Origin of the sequence: Caballeronia pedi, from assembly GCF_001544915.2 — a bacterium.
Taxonomy (GTDB): domain Bacteria; phylum Pseudomonadota; class Gammaproteobacteria; order Burkholderiales; family Burkholderiaceae; genus Caballeronia; species Caballeronia pedi.
Window position 1 is genome coordinate 88,920 of the sequence record NZ_FCOE02000001.1, and the last position, 19,131, is coordinate 108,050.

The following is a 19,131-nucleotide window of genomic DNA, read 5'->3' on the forward strand; positions in this document are numbered from 1 at the left end:
CTCCACATCATGGATAGCACGACACTACATTCCCCACTCGGCAGCCGCGTCTCGCAATACATTGCGCTGACCAAGCCGCGCGTCACGCAGCTCGCCGTGTTCTGCGCCGTCATCGGCATGTTCCTGTCCACGCCCGGCATGGTGCCGTGGGACAAACTGATCGGCGGCGCTGTCGGCATCTGGCTGCTGGCCGGCGCCGCATTTGCAATCAATTGTCTCGTCGAGCAGAAAGTCGACGCGAAGATGCGCCGCACCGCGTGGCGTCCATCGGCTCGCGGGCAGATCACGCCGGTGCAAATCCTGACGTTTTCGGCCGTGCTCGGCGGCATCGGCATGTGGACGCTCTACACGTTCACCAATCCGCTCACGATGTGGCTCACCATCGCCACGTTCGTCGGCTATGCGGTCATCTACACGCTGCTGCTCAAGCCTTATACGCCGCAGAACATCGTGATCGGCGGCGCGTCCGGCGCGATGCCGCCCGCGCTCGGCTGGGCCGCCGTGACCGGCACCGTGCCCGGCGACGCGTGGATTCTCGTGCTGATCATCTTCGTGTGGACGCCGCCGCATTTCTGGGCGCTCGCGCTGTATCGCCGCAAGGACTACGAAAACGCGGGCCTGCCGATGCTGCCGATCACGCATGGCGAGAAGTACACGCTGCTCAACATCTTCCTCTACACGCTCGTGCTGTTCGCGGTCACGCTGATGCCGTATATCTCCGGCATGAGCGGCGTGGTGTATCTCGCGTGCGCGATTGCGCTCGGCGCAGGCTTTATCGGCTATGCGTGGAAGATGTATCGTGATTACTCCGACGCGCTCGCGCGCAGGACCTTCCGCTATTCGATCGTGTATCTGTCGCTGCTGTTCGGTGCGCTGCTCGTCGATCATTACGTGCGTACGGTGATCGGCGCATGATGGTCCATATTCGTCGTTTCTTCGCGCTGCTTGTTTTCGCGGCGCTGCTTTCCGCGTGCGAGAAAGCGCCCGATTTCAAGAATCTCGACATCACCGGCAACAAGCAGTTCGGCAGCGATTTCTCCTTGCCCGATACGCACGGCAAGACGCGCACGCTCGCCGATTTCAAGGGCAAGGCCGTGGTGCTGTTCTTTGGCTATACGCATTGCCCGGATGTCTGCCCGACGACGCTCGCCGAACTCTCACAGGCCATGCGGCAACTCGGCGACAAGTCGAAGGACGTGCAGGTGCTGATGGTCACAGTCGATCCGGCGCGCGATACGCCCGAGCTGCTCGGCCAATACGTGGCGGCGTTCAACTCGTCCTATGTCGGTTTGCGGCCGGCGAACGATGCGCAGCTCGCGCAACTCGCCAAGGACTTTCGCGTGTACTACGCGAAATCGCAGGGCAAGACGCCCGACGATTACACGATGGATCACACTGCCGCGAGCTACGTGTTCGACAAGGACGGCAAGCTGCGTCTGTTCGCCCGCGACGGGCAGGGCGTGGAGCCGTGGGTTCACGACCTGAAGCTGTTGATCGACTGATTGTTAAAGTGGCCCGTGCGGGCCACTTTTTTATTCAGGCGTCCGCAGGTGATATTCACATGAGCATTCTGTATTTCACCCCGCACCAAAGCTGTGCCAACATCCAGCACCCGGTCGACTCGCGCGCCGGAGGCGAATCACGCAATCCCAGCACGAACGCATCATCGAAACAGGAACACCATGCAGCGCAGAAATTTGCTCAAAGCCGTTACCGCCGCCGTGGCATCCGCCGCGCTCTTCACGAGCCTCGCCGCTCACGCCGATGACAAAGTCATCAAGGTCGGCACCATCGGCGGCCCCGACGCGCAGATCTGGCAAGTCGTGCAGAAGGTCGCGAAGCGCGACGGCCTCAACGTGAAGGTGATCGAATTCAACGATTACGTTCAGCCGAACGCGGCGCTCGACGCCGGCGATCTCGACGCGAACAGCTTTCAGCATCAGCCGTATCTCGATAGCCAGGTCAAGCAGCGCGGCTACAAGATCGTGAATGCCGGTCTCACGTATATCTCGCCGCTCGGCGTCTATTCGAAGAAGCTGAAGTCGCTGAAGGATCTGCAGCAAGGCGCGAAGGTCGCAGTGCCGAACGATCCTTCGAACGAGAATCGCGCGCTTCTGCTGTTGCAATCGCAGGGCGTGATCAAGCTGAAGGCGGGCGCTGGCACGAACGGCAACAACGCGACGGCGCTCGACGTGGCAGAGAACCCGAAGAAGATCAAAATTGTCGAACTCGATGCCGCGCAATTGCCCCGCACGCTCGCCGATGTCGATGCCGCCGCGATCAACACGAACTTCGCGCTCGCGGCAGGACTGCAACCGGGCAAAGACGCGATCGCGCTCGAAGACGTGCATAGCCCGTACGCGAACCTGATCGCGGTTCGCGCGAAGGACAAGGATCAGCCTTGGGTGAAGAAGCTGGTCGCGGCTTACCAGTCCGACGATGTGCGCCAGTTCCTCAAGAGCGAATTCAAGGGCTCGGTCGTGCCTTCGTTCTGAGATCGACTGCTTCGAGTTTCAGTAACGGCGTCCCGCGGGACGCCGTTTTTTTATCGCCACTCAGTCGACCAGAACCTGCTGTAGCTCGCGCTGCCATACGATGCCCGTTGGCCCCTCCTGCACGGGCGTGAAACCGGTTCGGAGGAATAGCGCGCAAAGGTCTTCCTGAGGTTCGGCCAGGCGGCAGATAACTTGCTCGTAGCGCGCACCGTGCGCGAAGTTCGTGCATGCCGCGACGAGTTGCTCGCCCAGTCCGCGCCGGCGCGCGCCCGGCTCGACGAACAGCAGCTCGATGCGCGCCTGAGTTTTGGACTCCGCAGCAAGTATCGCCGCGCCGACGCGCGTGGTGTTGGCGTGCTCCGCCACCCAGCAGGCGATGCGAGGGGTATTCGCCTGCATGTCGGCAAGGAAACGCGATACCGATTTCGCCGCGTGCGCTTCGCTGAAAAGCTTCGACTTTTCGCCGGAATAGAGATGTACGTGGCGTTCGATCATCCAGCCGAAGTCTCCGCCGCGCGGCACGCGCAGCCGCGTTTCGCCCTCGCTGTAGGTTGGCGAGAGCAGTCGCTCGACATCCGCCATGGCCATGCATAGATGATCGATCTCGGCGGGAGTCAGCCGCTTGAGCAGCGAGGCCGTTTCCACCGAAACGTGGAGGTCGAGCGCGTCAACCTGGGCTTTCGCTTCGGGGGTGATCCGCAACAGATGCGCGCGGCCGTCCGATTCGTTCTTTCGCCGCACCACGAGGCCGAGCTTCTGGAAGTTGTTGATCAATCTGCTCAGATAGCCCGTGTCCAACCCCAGGTTGCGCGACAGGTCCGCGGCCGTGGTGGCGCGCCCCTGCGCCAGCTCATGGAGAATCCGCACTTCGGTCAATGAAAAGTTGCTTTTATGCAGCCGTTCGTGAAGCGCGCCAGTATGGCGTGCGTAGAAACGATTGAAGCGGCGCACCGCTTCGACGGCCCGGCTCGGATCAGGACAACCCATCGCTTAAGTCTCTCTCAGTTTTGTTGAAATTGATTGTGAATCCGAATTAATGAAAACATTGTGCCAAAGAAGCACGACCGTGCGAATACGAAAATGCCCGAAAAATGGGTAAAAAGGCAATGAAGGAGCCAATTCGTCAACTGGGCTGCCATTCGGGTAAGTCCCGATAGCGGAAATGTTCCGCCCAGTTCTGCTAAACATATTTTAACTCATTGATTTAAATAGAATTTTGACGTTTGGCCTAAGGGTCTGCGTTAGCGTTGACTGGTATTATGTTGGTTATATAATGGGCTCCAATTCAGCAAACGAGACGGCCCGATGGAGCATGGCTGGCAGGATTTGACGCCCGACGCGGGTAGCGATACACCGCTTTATCTCCAGTTGGCGTCGCGTCTTGCCACGGCGATCCACGCCGGCAACTGGACGGCCGGCGAGGCGCTGCCCTCGGAGCGCACGCTGTCGGAGCGTGTCGGGGTGTCGCGCATCACGGCGAGAAAGGCCATCGCGCTGCTCGTCGAGCAAGGCTTGATCCGGCGTGTGCGCGGTGCGGGCAGTTTCATCACGCCGCGCGTCGAAGATCCGCTTTCCCGGCTCACCGGTTTCACCAGAAAGATGGAGCAACGCGGTTTCAGGCCGGATTCGATCTGGCTCGATCGCGGACTGCGAGCAGCGAATCGCGATGAAACGGTGCGTCTGGGCCTGTTGCCAGGCGCGGCCGTTGCGAGCCTGCGACGGCTGCGGCGCGCGGACGGCATCGTGATGGCGGTCGAGCAATCGACGCTGCCGGTGGCCGTCGTGCCGGACCCGCTTGCCATTGGCGCTTCGCTGTATCGGTATCTGGAGGAGCGTGGGTCGTCCGTGGTGCGCGCGCTGCAGCACTTCCGCGCGGTGAATGCGGGCGCGGAAGTCGCGCGGCTGATGGGCGTGGCGCCGCGCGCGGCGCTCCTCGTGATCACGCGGATCGGCTATTCGACGGACCAGCGCGCGATCGAATTGACGGATACCTACTGCCGCGACGACTACTACGACTTCGTCGCGGAGTTGCACAGATAAGCGTCGGCACAGACGCGCAGCACCCGAGACGCATCAAAAGAGCAAACAAGAGAACGAGAGGACCCAAGGAAGCCGTTCGCTTATTTCGCGACGAAAGCCTGCTCGCAGCACGGCGCGGACGGCACTGAACCTCATCCATGCATCGCGTACTTCCAGAGAAACTCATGCTGAAAGGAAACATACTCACGACCGACGGCTGGATCCACGGCTCGGTCCGCTTCGAGAACGGCCGTGTGACGGCGCTCGAAGGCCATATCGCCGATCCGCTCGCCAACGACGCGCCGTACATCCTGCCGGGCTTCATCGACCTGCACGTGCACGGCGGCGGCGGGCGCGACATCATGGAAGGCGGCGATGCGGCGGACACCGTCGCGCGCCAGCACGCGCAGCACGGCACCACGAGCCTGCTCGCCACCACCATGACCGCGCCGCGCGACGAACTCATGGAAGTCGTCGCGGGCCTGGGCGAACAGGCGAAACACCGTGCCGCCGGCGGCGCGCGCATGCTGGGCGTGCATCTGGAAGGTCCGTACATCAATCCGGGCAAACTGGGCGCGCAGCCCGACGCGGCCGCTGTCGCGGTGCGCGATGAAGTGCTGAAATACCTCGAACTCGCGCCGATTCGCGTCGTGACGATTGCGCCGGAAATCTCCGGCCATCTCGACATCATTTCCGAACTGGCCGCGCGCGGCGTGCGCGTGCAGCTAGGCCATTCGCTCGGCACCTACGACGACGCCGTCAACGCGCTCAAGCACGGCGCGCGCGGTTTCACGCATCTGTTCAACGCGATGTCGCCGCTGCATCACCGCGACCCCGGCATGGTCGGCGCGGCGCTCGCGCACGCGGAATACGCCGAACTCATTCCCGATCTGCTGCACGTGCATCCGGGCGCCATCCGCGCCGCGATGCGCGCGATCCCGCGTCTGTATGTCGTGACCGACAGCACGTCGGCGGCCGGCATGCCCGACGGCGAATATCGCCTGGGCAGCCAGCATGTCACCAAATGCATGGGCGGCGTGCGTCTCGCGGACGGCACGCTCGCCGGCAGCACGCTGACCATGGATCAGGCGCTGCGCAATCTCGTGTCGCTGGGCATTCCGCTCGCGGACGTCTCGAATCGCCTGTCGCGTTTCCCCGCCGACTATCTCGGACTCGAAGACCGCGGCCGCATCGCGCGCGGCGCGTGGGCCGACCTCGTCGTGCTCGACCGGGAACACGCGCTGACCGCCACGTATGTCGAAGGAGAATCAATTGTCGAATATGCTTAATGAAGCGCTGGAGTCCGCCGACGTCGTCGCGGCCCAGCTCGCCGATACCTCGTCTATCGAAGCGCTCGCGGTCAAGCTCGCCGAGCAGCCGCGCCATGTCGCGCTGACGGTCGCGCGCGGCAGCTCGGACCACGCCGCCAGTTATTTCGCCAGCCTCGCGATGAGCCGCATCGGCATTCCGGTTGCGTCGCTGCCGATGTCGGTCGCCACGCTCCAGCAGGCGCCGTTGCGTGTCTCCGGACAACTCGCGGTCGCGTTCTCGCAATCGGGCAAGAGTCCCGATCTCGTCGGCACGATGCAGGCGCTGCGCGACGCGGGCGCGTTCACCGTCGCGGCCGTCAACGTCACCGGTTCGCCGCTCGAAAGCGCGTGCGAATACTTCCTGCCGCTGCTCGCCGGCCCTGAATTGTCGGTGGCCGCGACCAAGAGCTATATCGCGATGCTGTCGCTGTCGGCCATCGTGATCGCGCACGTTCAGCGCGACGTCGAATTGCTCAACGCGCTCAAGTCGCTGCCGGACGCGTTGCGCGCCGCGGGCAAGCTCGACTGGACGCGCGCCGTGAACGAGCTGAAGGACGTCGATCGCATGATCGTGATCGGCCGTGGCCTCGGCCTCGCCATCGCGCAGGAAGCCGCGCTCAAGCTGAAGGAAACCTCGGGCATCCAGGCCGAAGCGTTCTCCAGCGCGGAAGTGCGTCACGGTCCGATGGAAATCATCGACAAGGACTATCCGCTGCTCGTGTTCGCGCCGCGCGGGCCGGAGCAGGCGGGGCTGATCCAGCTTGCCGCCGACATGCGCGCTCGTGGCGCGCGCGTACTGCTCGCCGCGCCGAACGACGTCGCGGACGCGGAGCTGCCGCTCGTCGCCACCGATCACCCGGCGCTCGATCCGATCGCCACGATTCTTTCCTTCTATGTGATGGCCGCGGGTCTGGCCGCCGCGCGCGGGCGTAATCCCGACGCGCCGCGCCACCTGAACAAGGTCACCGAAACCCATTGAGTGAGCTAGCCGATGCGCCGTGCCGAGGAGTCACTGTTGAACCATTCCATCGATAACCCGAACGAGGTCGTGTTGCTTGCGCCGTTCACCGGTCCCGTCGTGCCGTTGGCCGACGTGCCGGACCCCGTGTTCGCCGAAGGCATGTTCGGCGACGGCATCGGCATCGATCCGCTCGATAACGTGCTCGTCTCGCCCTGCGACGGCACGATCACGCATCTCGCCCGCACGCATCACGCGGTGACGCTGCGCACGAAAGAGGGCGCGGAGATCCTCGTGCATATCGGCATCGACACGGTCGGGCTGGGCGGCAAGGGTTTCGCGCCGATGATCGAACAAGGCGCAACCGTGCGCGCGGGCCAGCCGCTCATCGAGTTCGATGCGGATTTCGTCGCGCAACACGCGCCGAGCCTCGTCTCGGTGATCGCGGTCGCCAACGGCGATGCGTTCGATGTCGTCGAGCGCGCCGGGCGCGGCATGCTGAACGCGGGCGCCCGCTTGCTGGTCTTGCGCGCGAAGCAAGGCGAGAAGGCGGAAACCGCGCGCTCCGGCGCGCTCGTCACGGAAGAAGCGCGCCGCAGCCTGACGCTCGCGCATGCGGGCGGTCTGCACGCGCGTCCGGCGGCGCGGGCGCGCGAAGCCGCGCGCGGTTTCGACGCCAAGGTCGAAGTGCGCTACGAAGGCAGGAAGGCGCCGGTGGAGAGCGTGGTCGGCCTGCTCGGGCTCGGTGCGGGCGAGGGCTCGACCATCGAACTGGTCGGTATCGGCCCTCAGGCGCAACAGGCCGTCGAAGCCGTCGCCGCCGAATTGTTGCGCGCGGCGCTGGGCGAAGTCGAAGAGACGCCCGCGCGCGCGAAGTCGCCTGCGCCGGTCGCGAAGGCGGCCGCTGCGGGCGAGCCGCTGCCGCCGAATACGCTGGCGGGCGTGTGCGCGGCGCCGGGCATCGCGGTCGGCAAGCTGGTGCGCTGGGACGATCAGGACATCGTGCCGCCGGAACAAGCGAGCGGCCAGTCGGCGGCGGAAAGCCGTGCGCTGGATAAAGCGATCGCGCAGGTCGATGCCGATCTCGACGAAACCGTGCGCACCGCGTCGCAACGCGGCGCGGTCGGCGAAGCGGGCATTTTCGCGGTGCATCGCGTGCTGCTCGAAGACCCGACGCTCATCGACGCCGCGCGCGATCTGATCAGCCTCGGCAAGAGCGCGGGCTTCGCGTGGCGCGAGGCGATCCGCGCGCAGATCGCGTTGCTGTCGAACGTGCAGGACGAGCTGCTCGCCGAACGCGCGGCCGATCTGCGCGACATCGAAAAGCGCGTGTTGCGCGCGCTCGGTCTCACGAACACGGCGGCGCGCGAATTGCCGCAGGAAACCGTGCTCGCGGCCACCGAGTTCACGCCGTCCGATCTGTCGTCGATCGACCGCACGCGCGTCACCGCGCTCGTGATGGCGCGCGGCGGCGCGACCTCGCACGCGGCGATCATCGCGCGGCAGGTCGGCATTCCGGCGCTCGTCGCCATCGGCGATGCGCTGCACGCGATTCCCGAAGGCACGCAAGTGGTCGTGGACGCGTCCGCGGGCCGCATCGAACATGCGCCGACGCAACTCGACGTCGAACGGGCGCGCGCCGAACGCGAGCGGCTCGCGAACGTGCGTGAGGCGAATCGCAAGATGTCGCAGGAAGCGTCATCGACGAAGGACGGACGCCCTATCGAAGTGGCCGCGAACATCGCCACGCTCGACGACGCGAAAGCCGCCGTCGAAAACGGCGCCGACGCGGTCGGCCTGCTGCGCACCGAACTGCTGTTCATCCATCGCCAGTCGGCGCCGACGGTCGAGGAGCACGCGCAAAGCTATCAGGGCATCGTCGATGCATTGCAGGGCCGCACCGCGATTATCCGCACGCTCGATGTCGGCGCGGACAAGGAAGTCGACTATCTGACGCTGCCGCCTGAAGAAAACCCGGCGCTCGGCCTTCGCGGCATCCGTCTCGCGCAAGTGCGCCCCGATCTGCTCGACGACCAGTTGCGCGGCCTGCTCGCCGTGAAGCCGCTCGGCACGGTGCGCATCCTTCTGCCGATGGTGACCGATGCCGGCGAACTGCAGCGTCTGCGCGCGCGCATCGACGAACTGGCGCGCGAAGCGGGCCGCACCGAGCCGATCGAAGTGGGCGTGATGATCGAAGTGCCCTCGGCGGCGCTGCTCGCCGATCAACTCGCGAAGTACGCGGATTTCCTCTCGATCGGCACCAACGACCTCACGCAGTACACGCTCGCGATGGACCGCTGCCAGCCCGATCTCGCCGCGCAGTCCGACGGCCTGCATCCCGCCGTGCTGCGTCTCATCAAGGTGGCCGTGCAGGGCGCGGAAAAGCACGGCAAGTGGGTCGGCGTGTGCGGCGCGCTCGGCGGCGATCCGGTCGCGGCGCCGTTGCTCGTCGGTCTCGGCGTGACCGAATTGTCGGTCGATCCGGGTTCCGTGCCCGGCATCAAGGCGCGCGTGCGCAATCTCGATTACCAACTGTGCCGTCAGCGCGCCGAGGACTGCCTCGCGCTCGAATCGGCGCAGGCAGTAAGAGCGGCAAGCCGCGAAATCTGGCCGCAGGACTGAACGTCCGTCCTTCTGACAGATTCGCGGAGCCTTTTTCGCAATCCCCCAAGCAGTAACGACAAGACTTATATTTTTGGAGAACCCGATGGACGCCAACCCGTTTGCAAAGATGCAGCGACTAGGCCGCGCGCTGATGCTGCCGATCGCCGTACTTCCGGTGGCCGGCCTGCTTCTGCGTCTCGGCCAGCCTGATGTCTTCAACATCAAGATGATCGCCGACGCCGGCGATGCGATCTTCACCAACCTGCCGCTGCTGTTCGCCATCGGCGTGGCGGTGGGCTTCGCGAAGGACAACAACGGCACGGCGGGTCTCGCCGGCGCGATCGGCTATCTGATCGAAGTGGCGGTGATGAAGGACATCAACGACAAGCTCAACATGGGCGTGCTGTCGGGGATCATCGCCGGGGTGATCGCGGGTTACATGTACAACCGCTTCAAGGACATCAAGCTGCCCGAATACCTGGCGTTCTTCGGCGGCAAGCGCTTCGTGCCGATCATCACGGGCGTCACGTGTCTGATACTCGGCATCGTGCTCGGCTACATATGGCAGCCGGTGCAGGCGGGCATCGACACGGCGGGCAACTGGCTGACGACCGCCGGCGCGCTCGGCACCTTCGTGTTCGGCGTGCTGAACCGCATCCTGCTCGTGACGGGTCTGCATCACATCATCAACTCGCTCGCATGGTTCGTGTTCGGCTCGTTCACGCCGCCGGGCGGCGGCGCGGTGGTGCATGGCGACCTGCATCGCTTCTTCGCGGGCGATCCGACCGCAGGCGGCTTCATGACCGGCTTCTTCCCGATCATGATGTTCGGCCTTCCGGCCGCGTGTCTCGCGATGTTCCATGAAGCGCCGAAGGATCGCCGCGCGATCGTCGGCGGCCTGCTGTTCTCGATGGCGCTGACCGCGTTCCTCACGGGCGTGACCGAGCCGATCGAATACAGCTTCATGTTCCTGGCTCCCGTGCTCTACGCGATCCACGCGGTGCTGACGGGCCTGTCGCTCGCGATCTGCTCGGCGCTCGGCGTCCATCTCGGCTTCACGTTCTCGGCGGGCGCGATCGACTACGTGCTGAACTACGGTCTGTCGCAGCGCGGCTGGATGGCGATTCCGATCGGCATCGTCTATTTCGTCATCTACTACGGCCTGTTCCGCTTCTTCATCCGCAAGTTCAACATGGCGACGCCGGGCCGCGAACCGGCCACGACCGACGCAGAAACCGATGTCGCAACCACGGTCGATGGCGGTCTGATTCCGCCGGTTCCGGGCGCGGCGGCTGTGTCGAACACGCGTGCGGGGAAGTACATCGCGGCGCTCGGCGGCGCGTCCAACCTGACGCTCGTCGATGCCTGCACGACTCGTCTGCGTCTGTCGGTGGTGGATTCGGAGAAAGTGTCGGAACCGCAGTTGAAGGGCATCGGCGCGCGCGGCGTGCTCAAGCGCGGCGCGACCAACGTGCAGGTGATCATCGGGCCGGAAGCCGATCTGATCGCCGATGAAATCCGCACCGAGCTGGAACATTCGTCGACGCGTGGCGCGACGCCGGCATCGTCGACGCCGGCGCAACCGGTGGCAGCGGCGAGCGCCGACCAGACGCCCGGCCCGCTCGATCCGGACCCGTTCCGCTGGCTCGCTGTCTTCGGCGGCGCGACCAACATCGCATCGCTCGACGCGGTTGCGCAGACGCGCCTGCGCGTGGTCGTGCGCGATCCGTCGGCGGTGGATCGTCAACGTCTGTCGTCGCTGGATGTCGCGTGGGTGTCGGCTGATACTTTCCACATCGTCGTGGGCACGGCGGCGCAGCGTTATGCGACGCAACTGTCCACGCGTCTGTCGGGCAACGGCGGCGGCGCAGCACCGATGCCGGCGTGATGCGGTAATCGATGGTTGAAAACAAACGGCACCTTCGGGTGCCGTTTGTTTTTTCAGAGCAAGGCAGGCGCAAAGAAAAAGCCCGCCGTCTCATCGACGGCGGGCTTCGCAACTTCTGCTACGGCACAGTCAGGTATTACGCATAGTCGTGCAGCGCGGAGCGCATTTTCTTCATCGCGCTCGCTTCGATCTGGCGGATGCGTTCTGCCGATACGCCGAACTCGTCGGCCAGTTCATGCAGCGTCTTGCCGCCCGAGCCGTCGTCCTGCACGTCGAGCCAGCGCGCCTTGATGATGCGGCGGCTGCGCTCATCGAGCGATTCCAGCGCGTCGGCGAGGCCGTCGCTTTGCAGCTTGTCGAACTGGCGCGCGGCGATGACGTTCGTCGGCTCGTTGTGCGAGTCGGCGAGATAGGCGATCGGCGCGAACGCTTCCTCGCCGTCGTCGATCTGGCCTTCGAGCGCGATATCGCCGCCCGACAGGCGCGTTTCCATCTCCGCGACTTCCTCGCGCTTCACGTTCAACTCATTCGCGAGGCCGTCGATCTCATCCGGCGTGAACGCCGAATGGCTCGTCTTGTGGCTGCGCAGGTTGAAGAACAGTTTGCGCTGCGCCTTGGTTGTTGCGACCTTCACCATGCGCCAGTTGCGCAGGATGTACTCGTGGATCTCGGCCTTGATCCAGTGCATCGCGTACGACACGAGGCGCACGTTTTGCTCCGGGTCGAAGCGCTTCACGGCCTTCATCAGACCGATGTTGCCTTCCTGGATCAGGTCCGCATGCGGCAGGCCGTAGCCAAGGTAGTTGCGGGCAATCGACACGACGAGGCGCAAGTGCGAAAGCACGAGCTGGCGCGCGGCGTTCAGGTTGCCCTGCTCGCGGAATTCGGTGGCGTACTGACGTTCCTCTGCTTGCGAAAGCATCGGAATGCGGTTCACTGCTTGTATGTAGGAATCGATGTTGCCGATCTGGCCGGTCAGCATCGACGACTGTGCGTACGTCAGCGCGCCTGCCGAAGATGCCTTGGCAGGTGCCGAGCTCAGAACATTCGGAAGGGTCATCGCATTGGTCACGCTCATTAGCTCCTTTTCAACAATTCACTCGCCGCTTAACGACGGCAAGTCAGACACGATATTAGCACTCCGGTTCAGCGAGTGCTAAGTGTTAGAGGGCAAGAGAGTGTGTGAGTTCCCACAAAAGCTATCGAATTTGCAAGATCAATAGGACGGACTGTTGCAAAAAAATAGGGAAATTATACCGATGTACGCTTCGTTTTCGAATCGATTACCGCTTTTGTGCGGCGCGGCGAAAGAAAATTCAACAGAATAGGGCGTGTCGTTACGCTTTCTGCACATCTCGAAAAACGTCTCTAGAATTCGCCAGACAACGCGGTTAATGAAACACGCCCGTCATCCGAGGAAAATGGGGTGCTCATGCATAAAAACAAGACTTCGTGGTTTCGTCCAATTTGCCGTCTTGCAGTCTGCGCCGCGTTCGGCCTCGCGTCGGCTGCGGCGCACGCGGACCGGTTCGGCGTTCAGGTTGCTGGCGGTGTGGCCAACCACGACATCAAGAAACTCGATCTCGGTGTCGCCTGGGACCCGGGCCTCACCTGGTGGGAAATCGGCGGATTCCACTTCACGCTCATCGGCGAAGGGCACGTCTCCTACTGGCATACGACCGAGGACAACGCCGTCCATCCGAGCATCTGGGAAGTCGGCCTTACGCCGGTCGTGCGCTTCGTGAAGAGTTCGGGCTATTTCCGGCCGTTCATCGAGGCGGGCGTAGGCGTGCGGCTGCTTTCGCATGCGCGCATCACGCAGGATTTCACCGTGTCGACAGCCTTCCAGTTTGCCGACATGGTCGGCGTCGGGATGATTTTCGGCGAGAAGCAGAGCTATCAGGCGGGCTTCCGATTCCAGCATCTGTCGAACGCAGGTATCAAAGAGCCGAATCCTGGTATAAATTTCAGCCAGCTATATCTGCAATACAACTTCTGACGGGGCGCCGGCGTATCGGTTCCTCGACACAAGGGGAATGGACAGATGCCGGCAAAAACCATTGAGGCGATTCGCGCCCTCGAGCGTGACCGTTTCCGTGCGATGGTCGAGAGCGACGGCCCCGCGCTGGATGCGTTGCTGGCTGAAAACGTCAGCTACGTCCACACGAACGGCAAGCGGGAGACCAAGCGCCAGTTCATCGACGCCATCACCGCTGGCCGCCGCCGCTATCGCCAGATCGAGATTCAGTCGCAGGACGTGCTGCCCGCGGGGCGCGATACGTGTCTCGTGTCCGGGCGCGCGCTGATCGAGATGGAATCGAAGAACGGCGCGCTGCTTTTTCCGATTGCCTATACGGCCGTGCACGTCCAAACCGAAGGGCAGTGGCAGTTGCTCGCCCTGCAGGCGACGCGCGTCGCGCTGGAATAGCGCAGCGCGCGCCGCCTTGCGCTGAGGCTTACACCGCCTCCATCGCCTCGTCCTGCCGATCCTCCTGCACGACGCGCTTCGAACGGTTCACCGTGCTCACGACCGCATCGGCGACCGCGAGCGCCGGATTTGCATGCACCGCGACGCCGAAGCGCGTCTGGCCGTCGCCGACTCGGCAGCCGACGAACGCGGCCGTGTCGCCGCTCGCCGTGACGGCGGTTTCGAACCAGTTCACGCTCGCGTCCACGCCGAGCGCTGCCGCGACCGTCTGCGCCCAGGCATCGCCGCTCGGCGCGCTTGCCGCTGGCGCGATCACGATGCGCTTTCCGAACACCGACAGGGTCGAAGCGTCGATACGCGAAACCGGCCCGCCCGCGTCGAAATATTCGCGCTTGAAGAGGTTGCAGATCGCTTCGCCGCTGATTTCCGCGCCGGATGTGTCCGTGACGGTCTGCACAGCGTGGCTGAATTCGATCTGCACGCGGCGCGGCGGCGTGAAACCGAGCCCGCGCTCGAGCAGATAGGTGGAGCCGCCCTTGCCGGACTGGCTGTTCACGCGGATCACGGCATCGTAGCTGCGGCCGAGATCGGCCGGATCGATCGGCAGATACGGCACTTCCCACACCGTGCCCGGCACGCGCTGCGCGAAGCCTTTGCGGATCGCGTCCTGATGCGAACCCGAAAACGCGGTGAAGACGAGATCGCCGGCGTAAGGATGGCGCGGATGCACCGGAATCTGATTGCAGCGCTCGACGACGCGGCGCACGGCGTCGATATCGGAGAAATCGAGCTCGGGATCGATGCCTTGCGTGTAGAGATTCATGGCGAGCGTGACGAGATCGACGTTGCCGGTGCGCTCGCCGTTGCCGAACAGACACCCTTCGATGCGGTCCGCGCCCGCGAGCAGCGCCATTTCCGCCGCCGCGACCGCCGTGCCGCGATCGTTATGCGGATGCACCGACAGCACGATGCTGTCGCGATAACCCATGTTGCGGTCCATCCATTCGATCTGGTCGGCGAAGACGTTCGGCATCGCGGCTTCGACGGTCGCGGGCAGATTCACGATCATTTTGTGATCGGGCGTCGGACGCCAGGTTTGCGCGACCGCGTCGCACACTTCGCGGGCGAACGAAAGCTCGGTCATGCTGAAGGTTTCGGGCGAGTACTGATAGATCCAGTGCGTGTCCGGCCGCGCCGCCGCGCATTCCCTGATGAGGCGCGTGCCTTCGACCGCAAGCGCCTTCACTTCGTCCTTCGACTGGTTGAACACGATCTTGCGAAACGACGGCGCGATCGCGTTATACAGGTGCACGATCACCTTGCTCGCGCCCTCGACCGCTTCGAAGGTGCGCTCGATCAGTTCGCGGCGCGACTGCACGAGCACTTCGATGGTCACGTCGTCCGGGATGCGCTTTTCGTCGATCAGTTTGCGCACGAAATCGAAATCGGTCTGCGATGCCGAGGGGAATCCCACCTCGATTTCCTTGAACCCGATCTTCACCAGCATCTCGAAGAATTCGAGCTTCGCGGCGATGCTCATCGGCTCGATGAGCGACTGGTTGCCGTCGCGCAGATCGGTGCTCATCCAGATGGGCGCCTTTTCGATCGTGCGGTTCGGCCAGCGGCGGCCATTCAGACGGACTTGCGGAAACGGGCGGTATTTCTCGGCGGGGTTCGGCATCATGATCGTCGATCTCTCTTCGGACAGTTTGCGTAGCGCCTGCGAGAGAGGCCGTGTCCGGCGGCTGGCCGGGCGTGACGGAATGCACGTAAGACGAAGCCGCGCGCGCGTGTCCCGGGATCACCAGCGATGGTGACGCCTGTGACCAACGTGAACGTGCGCGAAGCAGCGTGCATTTGACCCTCGCGTTTCCGTATCGCGGGATGCGCGAACGAAAAGCTGACGACTACAGTGGTAAGAAAAGGAACTACAGGAGACTGCTGGCAGGACCACGCGCCTTGCGACGCGCGGCGCTACGTCTGGCGAGTTACGCTAGACGTAGCGATAGGGGCCGCGCTAGGCGGCCCGAAATAATTCGGAGGGAGGGGAACTGGGTGAAGCTCATGCGCTCGACTTTAAACCAGCGTTGAATACCGTGTCAAATGGGGTTTGTCGGGTTTGTCTGATCAGGGACGGGTTTGCGCGCCACCTTGGCGATCACTTCGACCTGACGCGCGACCGCGGGCGGCACCGGCACGTCGCCGCGCAACACGCATTCGATCCAGCGCGCGGTGGTCGCCGCATCGAGCGTTTCGGGTAGATCGACCTGCGGCGCGTGCGGCTGCGAGTGCTCCGGCGCGATCAGCGTCTCCATGCGGCCGTCGTGGAACCAGTCGACCTGCACCTGGCGGCGCGTATCGGCGACGGCCTCGCCTTCCGTGCCGCGCGCGAGCAGCGCGCCGCCCGCTGCCGCGTCCGGATGCTCCGTGAACAGCGCAGTGAGGCTCTCGCGATATTCCGGATGCGTATAGTTGACGAGCCGCAGGCCCGGCTCCGCGAACGGCTGGAGGATTTTCACCAGCGTGTGCGTGGAATTGCGCACGCCCATGCGGCGCCTGAGCGCGAGCAGCCGCGCGAGCTTCGGCGCGAGCACCGTGGTCGGCGCGAAGGCGAGGCGGCGCGAGGCGAGACTATCCTCGATTTCATCGTGCGAAGCCGCGTGCGCGATACCCAGTTCCGCGAAAATCTCGGCGCTCGTGACGCGGCCCGGATCGTCGGTGACGCCATGCACCAGCACCGGCACGCCCTCGCGCGCGAGCAGATGCGATAGCAGCGGCACGAGGTTGGGCGTCTTGCGTGCGCCGTTGTAGCTCGGAATCGACACGGGCCGGGCGTGTTCGCGCCCGTCCTGAACATGCAGCGGTTCGAACGAGCGATGCGCGGCGGACAGCATCGCGGCGAGTTCCGCAGCGGTTTCGCCCTTCACGCGGTAGGCGAGCAGCACCGCGCCGAGTTCGAGTTCGGGGACGCGGTCCTCGAGCATCGCTTCGTAGAGTGCGTAGGTGTCGTCGTGCGAAAGTGCGCGCGCGCCGTTCGGCCCGCGGCCGATTTCCTTGATGTAGCGTGCGCAGGCGAAAGGTAGGGAAGCGGAGTCGGTCATGGAGAGAGGCGCGGATCGGGCGCTCAATTTCATCATCCGAGCGATGCCGCCGCGCTTTTTAAGGTGCAGGAAGCTTATTGAGTACCGCATTTGACGGGCGCTGGCAAGGTACGCCAGTCGAACGTTTCGCGCGCAGGACGATGAAATCGAAGCGTCGCCCGATCCGGCGAAGGCTTGCCGAAAGCTCGCAAAGCCGCGCCCGCCAAGCCTCACGGGCTTCGCCACGATCTTCGCGCGCACGTTAAACTTCCCTTTCTCGCTGGCCGCAAGGGCCAGCGCATTCGTCCATGAATCTGCAAATCAAACAGCAACTGGAGAGCGGGATGACCTACGTGTTTCCTCCGGCGCCGGCAGCAGCGGTGCCCGTCGATGGTTCGAATGAGCAGTTTCCGGTACGGCGCATCTACTGCGTCGGCCGCAACTACGAAGCCCACGCGCGCGAAATGGGCCACGATCCGGACCGCGAGCCGCCGTTCTTCTTCAGCAAGCCCGCCGATGCAGTGCTCTACGTCGCGCCCGGCGCAACGGGAGAATTCCCGTATCCGTCGCAGACGAAGAACCTGCACTTCGAGATGGAACTGGTCGCCGCGATCGGCAAGCAGGGCAAGGACATCTCCGCCGATCAAGCGCTCGACTACGTCTACGGCTACGCGCTCGGCCTCGACATGACGCGCCGCGATCTGCAAGCCGAAGCGAAGAAGCTCGGCCGTCCGTGGGACACCGCGAAAGGCTTCGACCGTTCCGCGCCGATCGGCCCGATCCATCCCGTTTCGAAGGTCGGGCATCTGGAAAAGAGCGCGATCTGGCTGACGGTCAACGGCGAGCAAAAGCAGCGCTCGGACATCTCGCAACTGATCTGGTCGGTGGGCGAGACGGTCGCGTATCTGTCGACGCTCTTCGAGCTGTTTCCCGGCGATCTCATCTTCACCGGCACGCCGGAAGGCGTCGGCGCCGTCGTGAAGGGCGATCTGCTCGAGGGCGGCGTCGATGGCATCGGCGAATTCTCCGTGCGCGTCGTCTGAGTGCATGAACATGAAGCTCTATAGCTATTTCCGCAGCTCGGCGGCGTATCGCGTGCGCATCGCGCTGAATCTGAAGGGCCTCGACTACGAGTACGAGGCGGTTCATCTGCTGGGCGACGGCGGCCAGCAACTGAAGCCCGAGTACCGCGCGGTGAATCCGGACGGCATCGTGCCCGCGCTGGTCGATGACGGCGACATACTCACGCAGTCGCTCGCGATCATCGAGTATCTGGAGGAGACGCATCCCGAGCCGCCGCTCTTGCCGAAGCGTCCGTCAGATCGCGCGTTCGTGCGCTCGGTCGCGATGCAGGTCGCGTGCGAAATCCATCCGCTCGACAATCTGCGCGTGCTCAAGTACCTGAAGCATCAGGTCAAGGTGCCGGATGAAGCCAAGGACGCGTGGTACCGGCATTGGGTCGAGACCGGCTTTGCGTCGCTCGAAAAGCGCCTCGCCGCCGATCCGCGCGTCGGTGCGCTGACCTTCGGCGATACGCCGACCGTCGCCGATCTGTGCATCGTGCCGCAGGTTTTCAACGCGCGGCGCTTCGGCATCGACGTGAGCCCCTATCCGACGCTCGCGCGCATCGCCGATCACGCCTGCACGCTCGACGCGTTCGCACGGGCCGCTCCGGCGCAACAGCCGGACGCCGAATGACGGCAGCGGTTTCTGCCGGAGCGCTGTCGAGTTATTTGTCGGGTGCCGGGCTGGGCGCGAGCCTGATCGTCGCGATCGGCGCGCAGAACGCGTTCGTGTTGCGGCAGGGGTTGAAGCGCAGTCACGTGGGCGTGGTCGTGTCGATCTGCGCCCTCATCGACGTGCTGTTGATCGCGCTGGGCGTCGGCGGAATGGGCGCGCTCATCGCGCGTGCGCCCGTTCTGCTCGACGTGATTCGCTGGGCGGGCGCGATCTTCGTGTTTCTGTACGGATTGCGCGCGTTTCTCGCGGCATGGCGCGGGCCGGGACATCTGAACGCGTCGGACGGCGATTCGCAGACGGCGATCGGCGCGGCGTCCACGGTTCTCGCGCTGTCGCTGCTCAATCCGCACGTCTATCTCGATACCGTGGTGCTGCTCGGCGGCATCGGCGCGCAACGCGGCTGGCCGGCAAACGCGTGGTTCGCGGCGGGCGCGATGTGCGCGTCGGTCGCCTGGTTCACCACGCTCGGCTACGGCGCGCGCCTCCTGGAACCGTGGTTCGAGAAGGACGTGTCGTGGCGCGTGCTCGATGTGATCGTCGGCTGCGTGATGTGGTGGATCGCGGCGTCGCTGATACTCGCGCGATGAAAAAAAAGGGCGTCCACGCGGA

General features: G+C 64.2%; 17 protein-coding genes. 13 read left to right on the plus strand and 4 right to left on the minus strand.

Annotated elements, in window-relative coordinates; translation table 11 throughout:
• The first annotated feature begins 9 nt into the window (after window positions 1-9).
• From cyoE to AWB80_RS00480, 3 genes are all read left to right on the plus strand, one after another.
• Entirely contained in the window at window positions 10-915 is a 906-nt protein-coding gene (gene cyoE, locus AWB80_RS00470) for a heme o synthase (protein WP_061172684.1), read from the plus strand.
• Complete coding sequence (locus tag AWB80_RS00475; protein WP_061172685.1) at window positions 912-1,502, plus strand: SCO family protein; 591 nt, start codon at window positions 912-914, stop codon at window positions 1,500-1,502. The genes cyoE and AWB80_RS00475 overlap by 4 nt, the downstream gene beginning before the upstream one ends.
• A gap of 180 nt (window positions 1,503-1,682) precedes the next feature.
• Window positions 1,683-2,495, plus strand: a complete 813-nt coding sequence (locus AWB80_RS00480) for a MetQ/NlpA family ABC transporter substrate-binding protein (RefSeq protein WP_061172686.1) — start codon at window positions 1,683-1,685, stop codon at window positions 2,493-2,495.
• 60 nt (window positions 2,496-2,555) lie between these two features.
• Here AWB80_RS00480 and AWB80_RS00485 read toward each other — a convergent pair whose 3' ends face one another.
• Window positions 2,556-3,482 carry a bifunctional helix-turn-helix transcriptional regulator/GNAT family N-acetyltransferase gene (locus AWB80_RS00485; RefSeq protein ID WP_061172687.1) on the minus strand — a complete coding sequence of 309 codons (927 nt, stop codon included), beginning with the start codon at window positions 3,480-3,482 and terminating at the stop codon, window positions 2,556-2,558.
• Between the two features lie 318 nt (window positions 3,483-3,800).
• Here AWB80_RS00485 and AWB80_RS00490 point away from each other — a divergent pair, with 318 nt between their 5' ends.
• The 5 genes from AWB80_RS00490 to nagE all read left to right on the plus strand — a co-directional run bounded on the left by AWB80_RS00490 (window position 3,801) and on the right by nagE (window position 11,274).
• Complete coding sequence (locus tag AWB80_RS00490; protein ID WP_061172688.1) at window positions 3,801-4,535, plus strand: GntR family transcriptional regulator; 735 nt, start codon at window positions 3,801-3,803, stop codon at window positions 4,533-4,535.
• A gap of 164 nt (window positions 4,536-4,699) precedes the next feature.
• The gene (nagA, locus tag AWB80_RS00495) at window positions 4,700-5,803 is read left to right on the plus strand and encodes an N-acetylglucosamine-6-phosphate deacetylase (RefSeq protein WP_061172689.1); all 1,104 of its coding nucleotides are present in this window, start codon (window positions 4,700-4,702) and stop codon (window positions 5,801-5,803) included.
• The gene (locus AWB80_RS00500; protein ID WP_061172690.1) at window positions 5,796-6,803 is read left to right on the plus strand and encodes an SIS domain-containing protein; all 1,008 of its coding nucleotides are present in this window, start codon (window positions 5,796-5,798) and stop codon (window positions 6,801-6,803) included. The genes nagA and AWB80_RS00500 overlap by 8 nt, the downstream gene beginning before the upstream one ends.
• A 12-nt stretch (window positions 6,804-6,815) precedes the next feature.
• Window positions 6,816-9,404, plus strand: a complete 2,589-nt coding sequence (ptsP, locus tag AWB80_RS00505; RefSeq protein WP_061172691.1) for a phosphoenolpyruvate--protein phosphotransferase — start codon at window positions 6,816-6,818, stop codon at window positions 9,402-9,404.
• An 85-nt stretch (window positions 9,405-9,489) separates the two neighbouring features.
• A complete protein-coding gene (gene nagE, locus AWB80_RS00510; RefSeq protein WP_061172692.1) occupies window positions 9,490-11,274 on the plus strand; it encodes an N-acetylglucosamine-specific PTS transporter subunit IIBC in 1,785 nt (594 codons plus the stop codon).
• Window positions 11,275-11,410: 136 nt separating this feature from the next.
• Here nagE and rpoH read toward each other — a convergent pair whose 3' ends face one another.
• Window positions 11,411-12,346, minus strand: a complete 936-nt coding sequence (gene rpoH, locus AWB80_RS00515; protein WP_061173065.1) for an RNA polymerase sigma factor RpoH — start codon at window positions 12,344-12,346, stop codon at window positions 11,411-11,413.
• A gap of 360 nt (window positions 12,347-12,706) precedes the next feature.
• On the opposite strand from rpoH, the gene AWB80_RS00520 reads away from it, so the two are divergent.
• The gene (locus AWB80_RS00520; protein WP_061172693.1) at window positions 12,707-13,273 is read left to right on the plus strand and encodes an acyloxyacyl hydrolase; all 567 of its coding nucleotides are present in this window, start codon (window positions 12,707-12,709) and stop codon (window positions 13,271-13,273) included.
• A gap of 45 nt (window positions 13,274-13,318) precedes the next feature.
• Window positions 13,319-13,702 carry a nuclear transport factor 2 family protein gene (locus AWB80_RS00525; protein WP_061172694.1) on the plus strand — a complete coding sequence of 128 codons (384 nt, stop codon included), beginning with the start codon at window positions 13,319-13,321 and terminating at the stop codon, window positions 13,700-13,702.
• 28 nt (window positions 13,703-13,730) lie between these two features.
• On the opposite strand, the gene leuA is transcribed toward AWB80_RS00525, so the two are convergent.
• Together leuA and ybiB are read right to left on the minus strand one after the other, a co-directional pair.
• Window positions 13,731-15,386 carry a 2-isopropylmalate synthase gene (gene leuA, locus AWB80_RS00530; RefSeq protein WP_061172695.1) on the minus strand — a complete coding sequence of 552 codons (1,656 nt, stop codon included), beginning with the start codon at window positions 15,384-15,386 and terminating at the stop codon, window positions 13,731-13,733.
• Between the two features lie 415 nt (window positions 15,387-15,801).
• A complete protein-coding gene (gene ybiB, locus AWB80_RS00535) occupies window positions 15,802-16,803 on the minus strand; it encodes a DNA-binding protein YbiB (RefSeq protein WP_061172696.1) in 1,002 nt (333 codons plus the stop codon).
• A 323-nt stretch (window positions 16,804-17,126) separates the two neighbouring features.
• On the opposite strand from ybiB, the gene AWB80_RS00540 reads away from it, so the two are divergent.
• From AWB80_RS00540 to AWB80_RS00550, 3 genes are read left to right on the plus strand one after another with little or no spacing between them, the layout of a single operon-like run.
• A complete protein-coding gene (locus AWB80_RS00540; RefSeq protein WP_061173066.1) occupies window positions 17,127-17,825 on the plus strand; it encodes a fumarylacetoacetate hydrolase family protein in 699 nt (232 codons plus the stop codon).
• 10 nt (window positions 17,826-17,835) lie between these two features.
• Window positions 17,836-18,480 (plus strand): maleylacetoacetate isomerase, encoded by a 645-nt coding sequence (gene maiA / locus AWB80_RS00545; RefSeq protein ID WP_061173067.1) that lies wholly within the window; start codon window positions 17,836-17,838, stop codon window positions 18,478-18,480.
• Window positions 18,477-19,109, plus strand: a complete 633-nt coding sequence (locus AWB80_RS00550; RefSeq protein ID WP_061172697.1) for a LysE/ArgO family amino acid transporter — start codon at window positions 18,477-18,479, stop codon at window positions 19,107-19,109. The genes maiA and AWB80_RS00550 overlap by 4 nt, the downstream gene beginning before the upstream one ends.
• Window positions 19,110-19,131 lie beyond the last annotated feature (22 nt).

Excerpts from the sequence above, each read along its gene's own strand:
- cyoE (WP_061172684.1), top strand. The coding sequence starts at position 10 with ATGGATAGCACGACACTACATTCCCCACTCGGCAGCCGCGTCTCGCAA.
- AWB80_RS00475 (WP_061172685.1), top strand. The coding sequence starts at position 912 with ATGATGGTCCATATTCGTCGTTTCTTCGCGCTGCTTGTTTTCGCGGCG.
- AWB80_RS00480 (WP_061172686.1), top strand. The coding sequence starts at position 1,683 with ATGCAGCGCAGAAATTTGCTCAAAGCCGTTACCGCCGCCGTGGCATCC.
- AWB80_RS00485 (WP_061172687.1), bottom strand. The coding sequence starts at position 3,482 with ATGGGTTGTCCTGATCCGAGCCGGGCCGTCGAAGCGGTGCGCCGCTTC.
- AWB80_RS00490 (WP_061172688.1), top strand. The coding sequence starts at position 3,801 with ATGGAGCATGGCTGGCAGGATTTGACGCCCGACGCGGGTAGCGATACA.
- nagA (WP_061172689.1), top strand. The coding sequence starts at position 4,700 with ATGCTGAAAGGAAACATACTCACGACCGACGGCTGGATCCACGGCTCG.
- AWB80_RS00500 (WP_061172690.1), top strand. The coding sequence starts at position 5,796 with ATGCTTAATGAAGCGCTGGAGTCCGCCGACGTCGTCGCGGCCCAGCTC.
- ptsP (WP_061172691.1), top strand. The coding sequence starts at position 6,816 with ATGCGCCGTGCCGAGGAGTCACTGTTGAACCATTCCATCGATAACCCG.
- nagE (WP_061172692.1), top strand. The coding sequence starts at position 9,490 with ATGGACGCCAACCCGTTTGCAAAGATGCAGCGACTAGGCCGCGCGCTG.
- AWB80_RS00520 (WP_061172693.1), top strand. The coding sequence starts at position 12,707 with ATGCATAAAAACAAGACTTCGTGGTTTCGTCCAATTTGCCGTCTTGCA.
- AWB80_RS00525 (WP_061172694.1), top strand. The coding sequence starts at position 13,319 with ATGCCGGCAAAAACCATTGAGGCGATTCGCGCCCTCGAGCGTGACCGT.
- leuA (WP_061172695.1), bottom strand. The coding sequence starts at position 15,386 with ATGATGCCGAACCCCGCCGAGAAATACCGCCCGTTTCCGCAAGTCCGT.
- ybiB (WP_061172696.1), bottom strand. The coding sequence starts at position 16,803 with ATGACCGACTCCGCTTCCCTACCTTTCGCCTGCGCACGCTACATCAAG.
- AWB80_RS00540 (WP_061173066.1), top strand. The coding sequence starts at position 17,127 with ATGACCTACGTGTTTCCTCCGGCGCCGGCAGCAGCGGTGCCCGTCGAT.
- maiA (WP_061173067.1), top strand. The coding sequence starts at position 17,836 with ATGAAGCTCTATAGCTATTTCCGCAGCTCGGCGGCGTATCGCGTGCGC.
- AWB80_RS00550 (WP_061172697.1), top strand. The coding sequence starts at position 18,477 with ATGACGGCAGCGGTTTCTGCCGGAGCGCTGTCGAGTTATTTGTCGGGT.